Source organism: Halomonas sp. B23F22_20 (assembly GCF_043496985.1).
GTDB lineage: Bacteria > Pseudomonadota > Gammaproteobacteria > Pseudomonadales > Halomonadaceae > Halomonas.
In genome coordinates, this window is record NZ_JBIEKH010000017.1 from 82380 (window position 1) to 97381 (window position 15002).

The 15002-nt window shown below is 66.8% G+C and carries 17 protein-coding genes and 1 tRNA gene; 7 read left to right on the forward strand and 11 right to left on the reverse strand.

The genetic code is table 11. The annotated features are described in order from the left end of the window. Positions 1 to 44 precede the first annotated feature (44 nt). The 4 genes from benC (at position 45) to ACGTN6_RS14940 (ending at position 4592) form a co-directional block, all read left to right on the forward strand. Positions 45 to 1073, forward strand: a complete 1029-nt coding sequence (benC, locus tag ACGTN6_RS14925; protein ID WP_394592927.1) for a benzoate 1,2-dioxygenase electron transfer component BenC — start codon at positions 45 to 47, stop codon at positions 1071 to 1073. Then, complete coding sequence (gene benD, locus ACGTN6_RS14930; RefSeq protein ID WP_394592931.1) at positions 1070 to 1855, forward strand: benzoate diol dehydrogenase BenD; 786 nt, start codon at positions 1070 to 1072, stop codon at positions 1853 to 1855. The genes benC and benD overlap by 4 nt, the downstream gene beginning before the upstream one ends. Positions 1856 to 2010: 155 nt before the next feature. Beyond that, positions 2011 to 3252, forward strand: a complete 1242-nt coding sequence (locus ACGTN6_RS14935; RefSeq protein ID WP_394592933.1) for a benzoate/H(+) symporter BenE family transporter — start codon at positions 2011 to 2013, stop codon at positions 3250 to 3252. A 35-nt stretch (positions 3253 to 3287) separates the two neighbouring features. Beyond that, positions 3288 to 4592 (forward strand): benzoate/H(+) symporter BenE family transporter, encoded by a 1305-nt coding sequence (locus ACGTN6_RS14940; protein WP_394592992.1) that lies wholly within the window; start codon positions 3288 to 3290, stop codon positions 4590 to 4592. Positions 4593 to 4625: 33 nt separating this feature from the next. On the opposite strand, the gene ACGTN6_RS14945 is transcribed toward ACGTN6_RS14940, so the two are convergent. Continuing rightward, a complete protein-coding gene (locus ACGTN6_RS14945) occupies positions 4626 to 5534 on the reverse strand; it encodes a LysR family transcriptional regulator (RefSeq protein WP_394592935.1) in 909 nt (302 codons plus the stop codon). Between the two features lie 221 nt (positions 5535 to 5755). Between ACGTN6_RS14945 and salA the strand changes: the two genes are divergently transcribed. From salA to ACGTN6_RS14960, 3 genes are all read left to right on the forward strand, one after another. Further along, positions 5756 to 7111, forward strand: coding sequence for a salicylate 1-monooxygenase (gene salA / locus ACGTN6_RS14950; protein ID WP_394592938.1), 1356 nt, complete (start codon positions 5756 to 5758; stop codon positions 7109 to 7111). A gap of 143 nt (positions 7112 to 7254) precedes the next feature. Continuing rightward, a complete protein-coding gene (locus ACGTN6_RS14955) occupies positions 7255 to 7383 on the forward strand; it encodes a hypothetical protein (protein WP_281378388.1) in 129 nt (42 codons plus the stop codon). Between the two features lie 271 nt (positions 7384 to 7654). Continuing rightward, positions 7655 to 7730, forward strand: a tRNA-Thr gene (locus ACGTN6_RS14960). A 441-nt stretch (positions 7731 to 8171) separates the two neighbouring features. Here the strand turns inward: ACGTN6_RS14960 and ACGTN6_RS14965 are convergent. The 10 genes from ACGTN6_RS14965 to ACGTN6_RS15010 form a co-directional block, all read right to left on the reverse strand. Further along, positions 8172 to 9233 carry a coiled-coil domain-containing protein gene (locus ACGTN6_RS14965; RefSeq protein WP_394592941.1) on the reverse strand — a complete coding sequence of 354 codons (1062 nt, stop codon included), beginning with the start codon at positions 9231 to 9233 and terminating at the stop codon, positions 8172 to 8174. A gap of 214 nt (positions 9234 to 9447) precedes the next feature. Next, positions 9448 to 9918, reverse strand: coding sequence for a hypothetical protein (locus tag ACGTN6_RS14970; RefSeq protein ID WP_394592944.1), 471 nt, complete (start codon positions 9916 to 9918; stop codon positions 9448 to 9450). Positions 9919 to 9938: 20 nt separating this feature from the next. Then, the gene (locus ACGTN6_RS14975) at positions 9939 to 10676 is read right to left on the reverse strand and encodes a hypothetical protein (protein ID WP_394592946.1); all 738 of its coding nucleotides are present in this window, start codon (positions 10674 to 10676) and stop codon (positions 9939 to 9941) included. 3 nt (positions 10677 to 10679) lie between these two features. Then, positions 10680 to 12203, reverse strand: a complete 1524-nt coding sequence (locus ACGTN6_RS14980; RefSeq protein ID WP_394592948.1) for a YfjI family protein — start codon at positions 12201 to 12203, stop codon at positions 10680 to 10682. Beyond that, on the reverse strand, positions 12200 to 13054 hold the full coding sequence (locus tag ACGTN6_RS14985; RefSeq protein WP_394592950.1) for a toprim domain-containing protein: 855 nt from the start codon (positions 13052 to 13054) through the stop codon (positions 12200 to 12202). Before ACGTN6_RS14985 ends, ACGTN6_RS14980 begins: the two co-directional genes overlap by 4 nt. A gap of 85 nt (positions 13055 to 13139) precedes the next feature. Then, the gene (locus ACGTN6_RS14990; RefSeq protein ID WP_394592953.1) at positions 13140 to 13367 is read right to left on the reverse strand and encodes a hypothetical protein; all 228 of its coding nucleotides are present in this window, start codon (positions 13365 to 13367) and stop codon (positions 13140 to 13142) included. Beyond that, positions 13357 to 13563 (reverse strand): hypothetical protein, encoded by a 207-nt coding sequence (locus tag ACGTN6_RS14995; RefSeq protein WP_394592955.1) that lies wholly within the window; start codon positions 13561 to 13563, stop codon positions 13357 to 13359. Before ACGTN6_RS14995 ends, ACGTN6_RS14990 begins: the two co-directional genes overlap by 11 nt. Next, positions 13560 to 13922 (reverse strand): hypothetical protein, encoded by a 363-nt coding sequence (locus ACGTN6_RS15000; protein WP_394592958.1) that lies wholly within the window; start codon positions 13920 to 13922, stop codon positions 13560 to 13562. The genes ACGTN6_RS14995 and ACGTN6_RS15000 overlap by 4 nt, the downstream gene beginning before the upstream one ends. Further along, a complete protein-coding gene (locus tag ACGTN6_RS15005; protein ID WP_394592960.1) occupies positions 13919 to 14218 on the reverse strand; it encodes a hypothetical protein in 300 nt (99 codons plus the stop codon). The genes ACGTN6_RS15000 and ACGTN6_RS15005 overlap by 4 nt, the downstream gene beginning before the upstream one ends. A gap of 64 nt (positions 14219 to 14282) precedes the next feature. Next, complete coding sequence (locus ACGTN6_RS15010) at positions 14283 to 14855, reverse strand: hypothetical protein (RefSeq protein WP_394592963.1); 573 nt, start codon at positions 14853 to 14855, stop codon at positions 14283 to 14285. Positions 14856 to 15002 lie beyond the last annotated feature (147 nt).

A 15002-nucleotide genomic window follows, 5' to 3' on the forward strand; every position in this document is an offset into this window, starting at 1 on the left:
TCACGCTGACCGGGTCACGCTGACCGGTGGGGAGGAGAACGACCATGAGCTATACCATTGCCCTCAACTTCGAAGACGGGGTGACCCGTTTCATCGGCTGCAAGGAAGGCGAGACCGTCCTCGATGCGGCCTACCGGCAGAAGGTCAACCTGCCGATGGACTGCTCCGACGGCGTCTGCGGCACCTGCAAGGGCCACTGCGAGCAGGGCGCGTTCGACCTGGGCGACGAGTACCTGGAGGAGGCGCTGTCCGACGAGGAAGCCGCCGAGGGCCAGGTGCTGACCTGCCAGATGGTGCCGTCCACCGACTGCGTCATCCAGGTGCCGGTGGCCTCGACCCTGTGCAAGACCGCGGTCGGCAAGCTCGAGGGTACCGTGGCCACGGTCGAGCAACTCTCCGAAGACAGCATCGAGCTTGCCATTGACCTGGACGAGGGCGCCGAGTTGGCCTTCCTGCCCGGCCAGTACATCCATATCGACGTGCCGGGGACCGACGCGCATCGTTCCTACTCCTTCAGCTCCCGGCCGGGCGCCGCGCGGACCACCTTCCTGATCCGCAACGTGCCGGGCGGCCTGATGAGCGGCTATCTCACCGAGCGGTGCAAGCCCGGCGAGCGCCTCGGCCTGACCGGGCCGATGGGCAGCTTCTACCTGCGCGAGATCACCCGATCGGTGCTGATGCTGGCCGGCGGCACCGGCCTGGCGCCCTTCCTGTCGATGCTCGAGCAGCTGGTGGAGAAGGGCTGCGAGCAGCCCGTGCACCTGATCTACGGCGTCAACAAGGACGACCACCTGGTCAAGACCGAGGTCCTGGACGCCTTCGACGAGGCGCTGCCGAACTTCACCTACGCCACCGTGGTAGTGGACGAGGCAAGTGACCATCCTCGCAAGGGCTACGTCACCCATCACATGGACGCCGAGGTGCTGTACGACGGCGACGTCGACGTCTACCTGTGCGGGCCGCCGCCGATGGTCGATGCCGTGCTCAAGCACTTCGATGAGCAGGGCATCGCACCGCAGAGCTTCCACTACGAGAAGTTCACGCCCAACCAGGCGCCCGGGGAGGCCGCATGAACCGTCAACGTTTCCAGGACCGGGTGATGGTGATCACCGGCGCCGCCCAGGGCATCGGCCGGCGCGTCGCCGAGCAGGCGGCCGCCGAGGGCGCCCGCCTGGCGCTGGTGGATCGCGCCGAGATCGTCCGGGAGGTGGCGGCCGAGCTGCAAGGGCAGGGCGTCGAGGCCATCGCCCTGTTGGCCGACCTCGAGACCTTCGAGGGCGCCGAGCGCGCCATGGCGGACGCCCGTGCGCACTTCGGTCGGCTCGACATCCTGATCAACAACGTGGGCGGGGCGATCAATTTCAAGCCGTTCACCGAGTTCACCGCCACCGAGATCTCGGCCGAGATCACCCGTTCGCTGATGCCGACGCTGTGGTGCTGTCGGGCGGTGCTGCCGGCCATGGTCGAGCAGGGCGGCGGCGTGATCGTCAACGTCTCTTCCGCGGCGACCCGGGGCATCCATCGCATTCCGTACTCGGCGGCCAAGGGCGGGGTCAACGCCATGACTGCGTCGCTGGCCTTCGAGGTCGCCGAGCATGGCATCCGCGTGGTGGCCACCGCCCCCGGCGGCACCGAGGCACCGCCGCGGCGTATCTCGCGCGGCACCCCGGAGCCTCGCAACGAGACCGAGCAGGCCTGGTTCCAGGCCCACATCGACCAGACCCAGCAGAGCTGCCTGCTCGGCCGCTACGGCACCCTGGACGAGATGGCCGCGCCGATCCTGTTCATGGCCTCCGACGAGGCCAGCTACATCACCGGCAGCGTATTGCCGGTGGCCGGGGGAGACCTCGGTTAGGCCTCGCTGAAAAGGCCTGCGCTTGGCTCGGCGACTTTTCCGTCGAGGCCAACCCGTTAACGCCATAGCGCCAGCGAAGCGAAACGCCGTCCCGGCAGGGGCGGCCTTCGACAGCAAGCCCCTGATACCAATGACAACAACACCCGGAGTACAGCATGAAACATATCGAGAAGGGGGTCAGCCTTCGGCATGCGCCGGCTGACTTCATCCGCGACCTCAACGTCGACAACGCCAGTGCGGGCGTCGTGGCCGGTATCTTCGGCATCAGCGCCAGCGTGATCCACGTGGGTGCCGGTACTGCCGCGGGGCTGGATCCCCAGTTCATCATGATCTGGGTCATCAGCTACCTGCTGATCAACGGCCTGTTCGGGCTGTTCATGCCGGCCTACTACCGACTGCCGCTGCCGATGGCCAACTCCATTCCCGGAGCGCTGCTGTTCGCTTCGATCATTCCCGTGGTCGGCGTGGAGGCAGCCCTCGGCGCGTCCCTGATCGCCGGGGCCATCTCGCTGGTGGCCGGGCTTGCCGGGGTCATGGGCATCGTCATGAAGCTGATTCCCATGCCGATCGTCATGGGCATGGTCGGCGGCATTCTGCTCAAGTTCGGCCTCAACATGGTCGCGCCGCTGGAAAACGCCATCCTGCCGGCGGCGATCATGATCCTGGCCTTCTTCCTGTCGGCGCGCTTCCTGCGCCGGGTACCGCCGCTGATCGTGGCCATGCTGGCCGGCATCGCTTATATGGCCTACGCCGGCATCGACTTTTCCGGCGTCGAGTTCTCGGTGAACTTCCCCGGAGTGATCGTCCCCGAATTCACACTGGAGGCCTTCCTGGCCTATGGCCTGCCGCTGGCGCTGATCCTGATCGGCATGGAGACCCCTGCCGGCGTGGGCTTGGTCAAGGGCATGGGCTACAAGGAAGTGCCGGCCAACGCCATCACCGCGGTGGGCGGCTTCGGCACCATGATCTCGGCCTTCTTCAACCTGCACAGCACCTGCATCGCCGCGCCGATGACCGGCATCTGCTCGTCGCCCGAAGCCGGCAAGCTGGACAAGCGCTGGGTGGCAGCGGTGATCGCCGGGGCCATCTTCGTGGTGGCGGCGCCCTTCTATGGCTTCGTCATCAGCTTGATCGAGGCCATGCCGGGCTACTTCGTCGCCATCGTCGCCGGTCTGGCACTGCTGAAGGTGATCACCTCGGCGATGTACATGACCTTCGCCGGCGGCAAGCACGAGATGGGCGGGCTGTTTTCCTTCCTGATTGCCGCCTCCGGGCTGCAGATCCTGGGCATCGGCTCTTCCTTCTGGGCCCTGGTGCTGGGGGTGCTGATCTCGCTGCTCTTCGAGACCAAGGACTTCGAATTCATTCGCCGGGTCGCCCACGAGCCCAGCGCCTGACGACGGGCCTTCGCGCGTCAGGCGCTGCCCAGGTTATCCTCCGTTGGCTCGTCGCTGCCCGTCAGCGCGGGCCTTTTTTCTTTTCGCAGTGTCGCCGGCCCGGCGCCACTGCATCCTTAGCCAAGGAACTCGCCATGCGACGCTTCAAGGACTGGTCGATCCCCGCCGTCACCGCCGGCTTCGTGGCGGTGCTGGTCTCCTATGCCGGCCCGCTGGCCATCTTCTTCCAGGCCGCCCAGAGCGCCGAGATCTCGCCGGCGATGATGACGTCATGGGTCTGGGCGATCTCCATGGGCGCCGCCGTGTCCGGCATCGGCCTCAGCCTGTGGCTCAAGGTGCCAGTAGTCACCGCCTGGTCGGCACCAGGCACGGCGCTGCTGGTGACGCTGTTTCCCGAGCTATCGCTCGGCGAGGCGGTGGGGGCCTACCTCACCGCGGCGGCGGTGATCCTGGTGATCGGCGTGACCGGCTCCTTCGACCGCATCATCCAGCTGATCCCGCCGGGCATCGCCAGCGCCATGATGGCGGGCATCCTGTTCCAGTTCGGGGTCGGCGTCTTCGAGTCGCTGGCCACGGTGCCGGCGCTGATGATCGGCATGCTGCTGGCCTACCTGGTGTTCAAGCGCCTGACGCCGCGCTATTGCCTGGTGTGGCTGCTGGTCGTCGGCGTCGGCCTGGCGGTGACCCTGGAAGGCGCGAGCCTCGAGGGCGTGACTCTGCAGTTGGCCTCGCCGACCTTCATCGCGCCCGAGTGGACCTGGCAGGGCACGCTCGGTCTGGCCATCCCGCTGGTGCTGGTCAGCCTCACCGGGCAGTTCCTGCCGGGCATGGCGATCCTGCGCACCTCCGGCTACAACACGCCGGCCCGGCCGATCGTCACCGTGGCCAGCCTGACGTCGCTGGCCACCGCCTGCTTCGGCGGCATTACCACGGTGATCGCGGCGATCACCGCGGCGATCTGCACCGGCGAGGAGGCCCACCCGGACCGCGACAAGCGCTATGTGGCGGGGGTTGCCAACGGCCTCTTCTACCTGATCGGCGGCACCTTTGCCGGCACCATCGTGCTGCTGTTCACCTCGCTGCCCGGCGAGTTCGTGGCGGTGCTGGCGGGCCTGGCGCTGGTCGGCGCCATCGCCAGCAACGTCAGCGCCTTCGCCGCTCGCAAGGAGCACCTCGAGGCCTCGGTGATCACCTTTCTCGCCACCGCCTCGGGGGTCAGCTTTCTGGGCCTCGGCTCGGCCTTCTGGGGCGTGGTGGTTGGCGCCATCGCCTACAATCTCTTGCATCGTCGCTTCACCGGCAAGAAGGCGGAGGAGAGGGCGTCCGACGGCGCTCGCTGAGCGCCGAAGGAACCGTGCCGGACCGCCGGATCGTCATCCCTCCGCGAACATCTCGTGGATCAAGCGCCGGAGCCAGCGATTGCCGGCGTCCTGGTGGAAGCGTCGGTGCCAGAACAGGTTGATCGGCACCTCGGGCAGCGCCATGGGATGCGGCATGGCGTGCAGCCCGAAGCGGGGCGCGGTGGCCTCGGCCAGCTTGTCGGTGACGGTGACGATCAGGTCGGTGCCGCTGACGATATAGGGCACGGCCACGAAATGCGGCAACTGAAGTCGCACCGGGCGGGCGATGCCAGCCTTGGCCAGCAACTCCTCGACCCGGCCGTGACCGGTGCCTTTGGCCTCGACCACGATGTGCCGGGCCGCGGTGAAGTCCTCCATGGAGAATGCGCGCTGCGCCAGGGGATGATCCTCTCTCATCAGGCAGACGTAACGCTGCACGAATAGCCGCTGCTGGTAGAAGCCAGCTTCCAGTTGCGGGATCAGGCCCACCGCCAGATCGATGTGCCCCTCCTCCATGTCGTGCGGCAAGTCGCCGAGCTCGCTGCGCACGGTGCCGAGCGAGACGTGCGGTGCCAGTGACGCCAGCCGTGACATCAGCCGCGGAAGGAAGTAGATCTCGCCGATATCGCTCATGGCGACCTGGAAGCTGCGCCGGCTGGTAGCGGGATCGAAGTCATGGCTCAGGTTGAGCGCCTCCTGCAGCCCGGCCAGGGCCTGGGCGATCGGTTCATGGATGCGCGTGGCGTAGGGCGTGGGCATCAGGCCTCGCGAGGTGCGCTCGAAGAGCTGGTCGCCCAGCAGCTTGCGCAGCCGTTTCAGGGCATGACTGATCGCCGGTTGGGTCAGGCCGAGCTGTTCGGCGACCCGCTGGGTGTTGCGGCGCTGATAGAGAAGATCGAACACCACCAGCAGGTTGGTATCGATTTCCGACAGCTTGCGCATGGTGGTTCGCCTCCGGATGGGGCAGGGAAGGAGGGCAACGCCGAACCGTCGATCGCCCTAGACCATGGTCGATAAGGGGGCGTGAGATTCGTCGCTAAGCAACTGGTTTGTCGTGATATTAATCCTGTTTATTCACGACATGAAGCTGTCTTCGTTGTGGGTCATATCGGTAGGCGCCTAGCGTGGTGGGAGACCATCCATCCCCGACAGGAGTGGCCATCATGCCGACTAACAAGCCCCCCGCTCACCCCGACTCTCAGCCGACCCGCAAATCCCGCCTCCGCATCGGTATTGTCGGCGGCGGCATCGGGGGCGTGGCCCTCGCCGTCGCTCTTTCCCGATGTTCGGACCTGAAGGTGCATCTGTTCGAGGCCGCCGAGCGTTTTTCGGAGATCGGCGCCGGCGTTTCCTTCGGACCCAATGCCGTACGGGCCATTTCGCTGCTGGGCCTGGAAGCTGCCTATCGCCGCATCGCCGATGCCTCGCCGGCGCCCTTCGAGGACGTCTGGTTCGAGTGGCGACGGGGTCGGGACGAGGCCTACCTGACCGCCTCATTGGCTCCGGGCTGTGGCCAGTCCTCGGTCCATCGCGCGGATTTCCTGGATGCCATCGTTGCCCACCTGCCCGCAGGCATCGCCCATTTCGGCAAGCGCTGTCAGGCCGTGGTTCAGGATGCCGAGGGCGTCAGCGTGAGCTTTGCCGATGGCAGCGAGTTCCGGGGCGACCTGCTGATCGGCTTCGATGGCATCAAGTCGGCGGTGCGCGAGCATGTGCTGCCGGTGGCGGACTTCGGCGAGGTCGGGCCGTGCTGGAGCGGTACCCAGGCCTATCGTGGCCTGGTACCCGTCGAGCGCCTGCGCCGGGCGCTGCAAGAGGCCGATTGTGACGAGCGGCTGGCCGTGGTACCGCAGATGTACCTGGGCACCGATCGCCATATCCTGACCTTCCCGGTGAAGCAGGCGGCACTGATCAATGTGGTGGCGTTCGTCACCGACCGGTCGAGCCCGGACCAGCAACTGCCGGAGGGTGCGCCCTGGGTCGCGGAAGTGAGTCAGCAGGCGATGCTCGACGACTTCTCCGGCTGGGGCGCCGCGTCGAAGGCGATTTTGGGCTGCATCGATCAGCCGACCCGCTGGGCCCTGCACGAGCTGCCCGAACTGCCGCGCTACGCCCGCGACCGGGTGCTGATCGTGGGCGATGCCGCCCACGCGATGTTGCCCCATCAGGGCGCCGGGGCCGGCCAGGCGTTGGAAGATGCCTACGTGCTGGCCAGCCTGTTGAGCGACCCTTACGCCGAACGTGACAATGTCGCGGCGGTGCTGGCGGCCTTCGAGACGGCGCGTCATGCGCGTACCTGCCGGGTGCAGGCCACGTCTCGGGAAGCCGGGGATGTCTACGAATGCCGTGGCGATGGTATCGGCGCCGATGAAGTGCGCCTGGCGGCGGACCTGGAGCGACGCTTCGACTGGCTCTGGCAGCATGATCCACGTGACGATGTGGCCTTGGCGCGTCGTCGGCTGGAATGGCCGACGCCGGCAGCCGCCGTGGCGGGGGAGGCGGAGTTGCCGACGGCCTGATGCGGGGCTGAGTGCCACGCCGATGATCGTTGGCGTGGCATCGAAGAGCGCTGTGGCGCGAAGGAAAGGGAGAGGGAATTAGACTAACGTCTAACGACCAAGGTATAATGTCGCAACACTCATCGACACAGGCATGAGATCCCATGACGACTTCAACCGCCCGTCCTTCCCTGCTCAAGCGTATCGGCAAGGGTGCCTATCGTGTACTGGAAGTGATGACCGAAAGCGCCTATCGCGGCTTTCAGGCTCGGATGCCCTACGCCTACATCTGATGCTCCCGTAGTGCATGGCGCCTGAGCCTGGCGTGCGCTTCTCGCGCCCGTCGGGCCGCGTCGCGCCGACTGTCCGGTGGCCGGCTGACGGCCGAGCCGGGAATGGTCGCATTTCTGCTCCCGACGTCCCTCTCTTCCCATGAAGCGACACCCGTTCTCGTCGCTCCCGCTCATACGACGTCGACATGACAGTCTGATACCGCGTCTGTGGAACATCGGCCGCCGAGGTGCCCTTGGCAGCCTGGCGAGCGGGTCGTATGATGCTCGGCACGCCGGTGTAGCTCAGCTGGTAGAGCAACGCACTCGTAATGCGTAGGTCGGTGGTTCGAGTCCACTCACCGGCACCAAAAAGACCCATGAAAACGGCCACTTGGCGAATCATCGCGGTGGTCGTTTCTCGTTGTTGCCTTTCTAGGTTCCATACAGGTTCCAGGCGTCAGAAAGTCACCGGCCAGGGCTCGCCGGCTGGCGCCAGCGGGCGGCCACCTGCTGGCGGACTGCCTTGAAGGTCGCTCGCTCCAACGGCGTCATCGCGGGACCGAAGTCCGATTTTCCGACATCAGGGTGGTGCCGGCGAAAAGGTGGGAATCACCACCTTTTCGCCATCCGGGGCTTCGCGCGCGGGCGGGTGGAGTGGGGGAGGTGCTGCGGATTTTGCGGATTTGCGGAAAACCGCGCGGGCTGGGGCTCGCCGGCTGCGGATGTGTTGCGGACGCTTGCGGATCCCCGCAGTAGCCCCGCCCGTGGGCGGGGCTCCAACAGGGTGCCTTAAAGACACTCTGCCCTGTTCACTCTTCCCGCCCGTGGGCAGTGATCGTCAGGCCGTGGCGCAGTGAGTCTGCGTCCGGGTGGTGATGCAAGGTAGGCAGCTTCAACTCGATACGGGCAGGACCGTAGTTGTGGCCCGGCTCCGCCTCCTCCAGATCGTCATGGATTCTGGCTAGTGCGTCGAGGCGTTCGGCAGCGATGCGTTCCAGATCCGCGACAAGTTCCGACTCGAGGGCGGCGAGTTCCGCATGGCGTACTCTGCCGAGGGCCTGGCGATGGGCCCGACTTAGGGTCTCGAGGCGGTTGTCTGCCTCCTCCAGCTTGCGCGCCAGGCCACGGTGGGCGGCATCTTGCCGGCGGTGCTCTGCCTGCTGTTTCTCGTGGGCTTGGGCGGCCTTCTTCGCCTCTGCCTGGGCGGCTTTCGCCTCCTCTGTGCTGGCCTCTCCCATGGCCACCAGGGCCTCTGCCTCCTCGAGCCGTTCCTGAGCACTGCGCTCTGCCTCGCGTGCCATCGCCAGCGGGCTGTCATCGGCGGTCATGCTGTCCAGGGCGCGGGCGACCCGGTCGCGTTCATTGAGGGCTGCATCCCGCTCCTTGCGCAGCGATGCGAGCCCGGACGCTGACGCCTTGGGCGCCTGCCCCTCCAGAACCTCGAGGCGCTGCTCCACCTCGGCGCGGGCTTCCTCCAGCTCGGCCACTCTGGGGCGGCTTTCCTCGAGTTGATCAGTGGCCTCACTGGCACGGCGCACCAGCTCCACGATGGCTTGCTGACGCTCACGTGGCTGAATTTTCCAGCCATCGGCCTGCTGTGTCTTTGCGGCGGCGCTGCCGATGCTCCTCACCAGGCTGTGCAGGGTGTCGTGGTCGGTTTCGTCAGGCGAGTGATGGAAGCGCAGGGCGTCAGTCTGATTGGCCAAGCGGATGACGTGGCGAGCATGGTTCTCTGCCCGCGTCTGTGCTTCGCGGGCCTCCCCCAGCCCGACTATCTCGGCGCGCTCGGCTTGCAGGGCGTCCATCTCCTCGAGCCATTGTGCCCATGATTCAGCGCTGGCCGGTGCTTTGGTCTTCGTGGTGGTCGTCATGGAAGGTCTCCTCTAATCGTCTGCCGGCTCGCCCGGCGTGTCGGCATCATGCCGTCGTGATTTCGGCACCTTCAGCACCGCTAAACCCGTCAACCATGGGGGTTGTGTTGAGGTGCTGCTGACGATCAGGTGGTGCCGAAAATTTGTCGAATTCCGCGACTCTGCTGCCCCGTGGCCACCTGAGAGGTGGCTGAGGAGGACCCGCTCATTCGGGTCAGTGGATCGGCCGGACCGGGCCGGTGGTGATCATGTCGGCCATGCCTTCATGCTTGGCGTGGTCGACGATCTCGGCTTCGGTGGTGCCCAGCGCGGTCGCCAGGTCAGTCAGGCTGTACAGTGCATTACCGTCCGCATCTCGGCTGGCGGGGCTCAGGCCGGGGAAGCACTCGGCCATGCCGTGCCGAAGCTCGGCTTGTACCGGCAGCCGCAGATAAGGCGGGTGCCGGTCATCGAAGGCGGCACCTATCATGGCGTCAGGGGTCGTGGCAGCGCGCTGGAAGGCGCGGCGAGCCTTGCGGTCGATGTTGGCCAGTAGCAGCAGCGTATGCCGCGCCAGCGGCCGTTGCAGGCGTGCGGGCGGCATGTCCAGCTTCCAGGCAGCCCACGCCTGGGCGGGACTCAAGTGGGCGATGCCGTCCCCTTGCTCGGCGGCTTGGGCCAGGGTCTCGGGGGTGATGGTGGCCATTGTGGCGATCTCCTCTTGTGTCAGCGGCGCACCAGCGCCAGTAGTGAACGGTTGGCGGCTGCGCGCCCTTGATTGTCCTTGGCGTGCGGCTTGGGTTCGGCCACGGCGGCGGCCTGCCATGTCTCCACGTAGCGGCGCGCGGCACGCTCGGCGGCGCGGGGCGGCAGGGTATGCAGGCGGCGCTGGATGAATGCTCGATCCTCGGGCAGCAGCGGGCAGTGCTCGCCAATCCAGGTGGTCCAGTCCGGTTGACCGGCCAGTCGCTCGGGCTTGGTCTGCCTGGGGGTGCAGGCGTCCAGCAGACCGGCCACCTGCTGCCGGCCCTCCTCAATGTCCTGGGCGGTCTCGAAGACATCATCAATCGCCGCTGCCAGGCTGGCGCGGGTGGCTCGATCCATCGGCGCCAACACGTTGCGCAGCCGGTTGACCAGGGGGCGGCCAAGGTCGCGGCCGGCTCTTTGCACCAGGGCGGCGATGATCGCCTCGGCTTCATGGGCTGGTGCGGGGGTGGCGGGCTGCGGATTCTGCGGATTTGCGGAAAACCGCGCGGGCTGGGGCTCGCCGGCTGCGGATGTGTTGCGGACGCTTGCGGATTCCCGCAGTGGCGGCGGATCGCCGGCCGGCTTCTCCCACGCTTCGCTGTCCATGGTCATCAGGTCGATGGCTGGCCGGCCCTGGGCGGACGGCTGCTCAGACTCAGTGGGCAGGGGCTCACCGCCTTCCCATAGGCGGCGGCCTATCTCCATCAGGTCGATCATGGCTCACACCTCCTCGGCCAGGCGCCAGCTCGCCGGCAAACCGCGCGGGCTGCTGCCGGCAATTTGCAGGTGGCCGGTATCCACCAGGAAGGCCAGCAGTGGGCGCGCCTTCTTGGCGCTGCGGTACTCGCTGGGCAGGCGCTTGAAGTCCTTGGCGTCCAGCCGGCCGCCGTGGGCCTTGATCCACTCCAGCAGGTCGCGGGCTTGCAACTCCTCGGTATCCTGCCGGGCCTCGGCGGTGCGGATTGCCATTGACTCCAAGTAGTAGGCCACCAGCCGGCCGGCGCGCTCGATATGGGCCACGGTGGGCGCGTCATGGCCTTCCACCAGCGCCAGCACCGTGGCGATGCGGGCGGCGTTCTCGGCGGCCTTGCTCGCGAACGGCCGCACGTCACGAAAACGACCCTCCTCGCTGCTCTGCACCTCGATGGCATCATGCAGCCGTGCCCACGCCGCGAACGCCTCACCTTCGATACGCGCCAGCCTGGGGGTGATGCTGCCGTTATCATCTAGCGCCAGGGGCGCGCGGATCAGCTCGGACAACGCCGACCAATAGCGGGCGATTGCCGGGTCATGGTGCGGCCCTTGGCTCGGATCGCGCCCTTTCAGCAGGCGTTGGCCGACCAGGCTGGGCTCCTGCACGATCAGGAAGCGCGCCAGGAAGCCTTGGCCTTGAAGCAGCGGATCAGCCAGCACCTTGGCGCCAACCACAGGTTGCAACATCAGGTGGGCGGACAGGCGGCGGCCAGCCAGCGCACCGGACTCTCCGGCCGCGCCTCGGGTGCGGGTGATCGGGTCGCCATCCCACAGCTTGGAGACCATGGCCACGGTGCGCCCGCGTCCCTCCTCGCTCATACCGTGGCCGCCGAAAAATCCCACGCCTTCATCGGAGAACAGGCCAGCGCTCGGGTGGTTGTGTTGCAAGTGGCGATAGATGCCTTCGGCGGTAGGCTCGGAGAACGTCACGCCCGGCGCGGCCGGCGCCGGGGGCTCCTCGGCGTCAATGGCGGCCAGGGTCTCTTGCAGGTAGGCGGCTTCGCCTTCACTCATGGCCTGCCGGCCCTTGGGCTTGGCGCTGTTCACCAGGGAGTCGCGGCGCATCTCCCACGCCTCTCGCTCGGCCTTGTACTTGGCCAACTCCTCGGGCTGCTGCTGGCGCTTCTCGGCCTCCATCTCGCGGATCGGCGCCAGCGCCAGCCGGTCAAGGCTCGATTTGCGCTCGCCGCTGCTGGCCACGGTCATGCAGAACAGTGATACCGGCCCGCTGCCGTGGGGGCCTCGGGCCACGTCCACATGGCCTTGCACCGCCAGGGCAGCCGCCGCCAGCACGGATTGGCCAGCCATGCCGCGTGGAGTCTGGACATGGTAGGCCAGGCGCTCGGCGGCTTCGCCCAGCACCGGCCCCAGCGCTTCCAATGGGTAGTCGGGTGGCGTCTCACGCTCGGCCAGGGGCAACGGCGCCAGCTCGATACGGCTGCCACGCTCGGGTGGTTGCTCGCTCTGGTGCTTCACGGCGGCCATGGTCATGCGGCGCCCTCCTCGATGGGCTGGCACCGGGCCAAGTCGTTGAAGTCCGTGCAGGCACAGCCGGGGCAGGGGAAGCGCGGCCAGGTCAGGTCGGCGCGGATCGCCTGAGCGGCGGCGCGGCCGGCCGTGATGCCGGGGTTGCCTTCAGTGTGGTGGTCGTTGTCGGCGGCCACGGTGATGGCCACCTCGGCCGGTAGACGTTGGCGCAAGGCGCGGCCCACGGTCGCCAGGTTGTTGGCGGTCATGGCGGCCACTACCGGGTGGCCGGTCGCCTCATGTAGCGTGGCGGCGGTTGCCCAGCCTTCGCACAGGTAGACGCGCCCAGCGCCAGCCAGCCGGCCCACCAGGGACGCGGCGCCCTTGAGCCGGCCGCGTGGCATGAAGCGCTTGCCGCCATCGGGGTGGATGCGTTGCAGGTTGACCAGCGCGCCCTCGCAGAACAGCGGCACCAGCAGCACGTCGCCTTGCTGTCGCAGTCCATGGGGCGCGGTGCGCTTGGCTTGCAGGTAGGGGTGGGCGTGGTCGGCCGGCTGGGCGGCTGCCCACAGTCGGCGCGCTGTCTTGGCGGCCTGGGCGTGGTCGCGCTGGCGCTGGGCGTCTCGCTCGTGGCGCGCTCGCTCGGCGGCCTGTCGGGCCTGCTCGGCGGCGATGGGGTCATGCTCGCCGGCTAGGGTCACGGTCTGCTGTTCGCCGGTATGCCAAAAGCCGAAGACGGCCACCTCGGGCGTGGGGCAGACGTACCAGCCGGACAGGTTGCCCCGCCGCTTGTCGGGAGCGTCGAAGCGGTGAACCTCGCCATCGGCGCGGATTGCCAGGCCGGTGATGCCTCGGGCGGCCAGGGCCTCGACCAATGCGGTCTCGATGCTATGATGATGGCGAGCGTTGGCTGCTCTCGCGTGACCATGTGCCCGGCCCCCACGGCCGGGCGCTTGCGTTTCATCTCTCACGGAATGGCCCTCCTCCATCAGCGTGAGCGGCTTCCAGGGCGGCGAATACGGCGCGCATGGCGTCGCCAATGTGCCCGGTCGCGTCGATCAGCGGTTGCTGGTGCGCCTGGGGCTCGCCGGTCTCGGCCAAGGCGTGGGCGATGATGTCCAGCCGGTTGCCCAGCGCCAGCAGGTCGCTGGCGCTCTCCACCAGCACGGCGGCGTGTTCAAAGGTCATTGCCACTCCTTTCAGCATTGATCGTCTGTATCCGCACCAGGTGGTGGCTCAGGTTTTCCATCAGGGCTGACATGATCTCGTCGCTCAGGACGTTGTGATCTTCCTGTCCGCCGAAATGGTCGATCAGCAATTGAGCCAGGGCCCATGCCTGGCGGGCGTGCGTGTCGATGTGGTCGGCAGTGGTGGAATAGCTCATGCCTCGCCCTCCCCGGTGGTGACGGTGCAGGGGGCCCCGATCGCTTCGGCATCCAGTTGGTTAGCGACGCAGGCCAGGGCGAACGCCAGGTGATCGGCGGCGGTGCCCTGTCGGCAGCGGGTGGTGATCATGGTTGGCGCGTCAGGGTCGAAGGTGGCATCAATTGCGCCATCGGCCTGGGGCTCGAGCCAGCAGGCGTCAGTCCGGCCGGTGGCCTTGAGCGCGGATCGCCAATCCTGGGCGGCTACTTGCTGGCACTCGTCGCTGCGGGCCAGGTGAACGGTGAAGACAGGGGCGGATCGCTTGGCGCGCAGGCGGCCGAATGCCGGGGCCAAGCGCTGATCAGTGGTCGGGCTCATGATGCGGCCCTTCCTGCCTCGGCAGTGCTGCCATAGGCATCGCCATCGGCCAGCCAGTCCAGCACGTCTTTCAGGCGATAACGGACGCTGCGGCCACGCTTCACGAAGCGCGGGGCCGGGCGGCCTAGCAGGGTGCCGGTAGTTCGGGCCTTACGGGCGGTGGCCGGCTGGGCAGGAATCAGGCCAGGGAAGACGGCGGCCTCGGGCAGCTCGATCAGGGCCGGGTCGAAGCCGTCGTGATAGCGGGCCAGGGCGTTGGCGAGAATGTCGCCGGGGTCTTGCGTCTTGGTGGGCATGGAAGCGTCCCCATGTGGATGGTTGACGCTTCAAGGCTCGTGAATCGCGAAGGTTTTAGGCGTACTAAAAGGTAGGGGGTTTTTGTCCGGTCTCTGCTTCAAACTTCCCCGCTAGTCGCGCTCCCTGGCGATATAGGCGGGTCAGGGTGGTTTCGCTTTGGACATGCATGGTCTCTCGGCACTGCTCCCACAGGGTGGCGGCAAGCCGGTCCCGGTCTTCTCGATAAGCGGCTACGGCTTCTGTCTTGTTGACTCCATGAGTATGGCGGATGACCTCAACACACTCCCAAACGATCAAGGCGCCCAGCAAGTCATGCCCCTTCGGCGGCCTGCCCGTCTCAGGCTTCAGAGAAAAAGCCTTATCGGCACTGATCCCGTGGTTAACGATCTCGAACAGGCATCGCGATGCCCAGCGTGCAACGGACTGATCAGGCGCATTACCAGCTATCAGGCAATGTCGCAGGTAGGCTAACAGCTTCTTGGCTGCAACAGGGTCGCCATTGCATGCGGCCTCAACCCTCTCGGAGTAGTCGTCCTGGATCGCTGAAACCTCAGACTCGAATAATCCGAAATGCTGGCTTACGGCAACAGCGAAGCGCCGATAAGCGTCCTTAACCTTTGGGGCACTGCTGTCCATGAGTCTCTTTCCTCATACTCGGCAGGTCGAGTGGTGGTGATCGGCGGTAGGCAGCCTTCTGCTGGGGCCGAAGGCAAAATAGCGCCATCACTGGGCCTTGATCGGTCAGCTGGTTTTCTCCGCAATCGTCCGCAGAACGTCCGCACC

Excerpts from the sequence above, each read along its gene's own strand:
- benC (WP_394592927.1), top strand. The coding sequence starts at position 45 with ATGAGCTATACCATTGCCCTCAACTTCGAAGACGGGGTGACCCGTTTC.
- benD (WP_394592931.1), top strand. The coding sequence starts at position 1,070 with ATGAACCGTCAACGTTTCCAGGACCGGGTGATGGTGATCACCGGCGCC.
- ACGTN6_RS14935 (WP_394592933.1), top strand. The coding sequence starts at position 2,011 with ATGAAACATATCGAGAAGGGGGTCAGCCTTCGGCATGCGCCGGCTGAC.
- ACGTN6_RS14945 (WP_394592935.1), bottom strand. The coding sequence starts at position 5,534 with ATGCGCAAGCTGTCGGAAATCGATACCAACCTGCTGGTGGTGTTCGAT.
- salA (WP_394592938.1), top strand. The coding sequence starts at position 5,756 with ATGCCGACTAACAAGCCCCCCGCTCACCCCGACTCTCAGCCGACCCGC.
- ACGTN6_RS14955 (WP_281378388.1), top strand. The coding sequence starts at position 7,255 with ATGACGACTTCAACCGCCCGTCCTTCCCTGCTCAAGCGTATCGGCAAG.
- ACGTN6_RS14965 (WP_394592941.1), bottom strand. The coding sequence starts at position 9,233 with ATGACGACCACCACGAAGACCAAAGCACCGGCCAGCGCTGAATCATGG.
- ACGTN6_RS14970 (WP_394592944.1), bottom strand. The coding sequence starts at position 9,918 with ATGGCCACCATCACCCCCGAGACCCTGGCCCAAGCCGCCGAGCAAGGG.
- ACGTN6_RS14975 (WP_394592946.1), bottom strand. The coding sequence starts at position 10,676 with ATGATCGACCTGATGGAGATAGGCCGCCGCCTATGGGAAGGCGGTGAG.
- ACGTN6_RS14980 (WP_394592948.1), bottom strand. The coding sequence starts at position 12,203 with ATGACCATGGCCGCCGTGAAGCACCAGAGCGAGCAACCACCCGAGCGT.
- ACGTN6_RS14990 (WP_394592953.1), bottom strand. The coding sequence starts at position 13,367 with ATGACCTTTGAACACGCCGCCGTGCTGGTGGAGAGCGCCAGCGACCTG.
- ACGTN6_RS14995 (WP_394592955.1), bottom strand. The coding sequence starts at position 13,563 with ATGAGCTATTCCACCACTGCCGACCACATCGACACGCACGCCCGCCAG.
- ACGTN6_RS15000 (WP_394592958.1), bottom strand. The coding sequence starts at position 13,922 with ATGAGCCCGACCACTGATCAGCGCTTGGCCCCGGCATTCGGCCGCCTG.
- ACGTN6_RS15005 (WP_394592960.1), bottom strand. The coding sequence starts at position 14,218 with ATGCCCACCAAGACGCAAGACCCCGGCGACATTCTCGCCAACGCCCTG.
- ACGTN6_RS15010 (WP_394592963.1), bottom strand. The coding sequence starts at position 14,855 with ATGGACAGCAGTGCCCCAAAGGTTAAGGACGCTTATCGGCGCTTCGCT.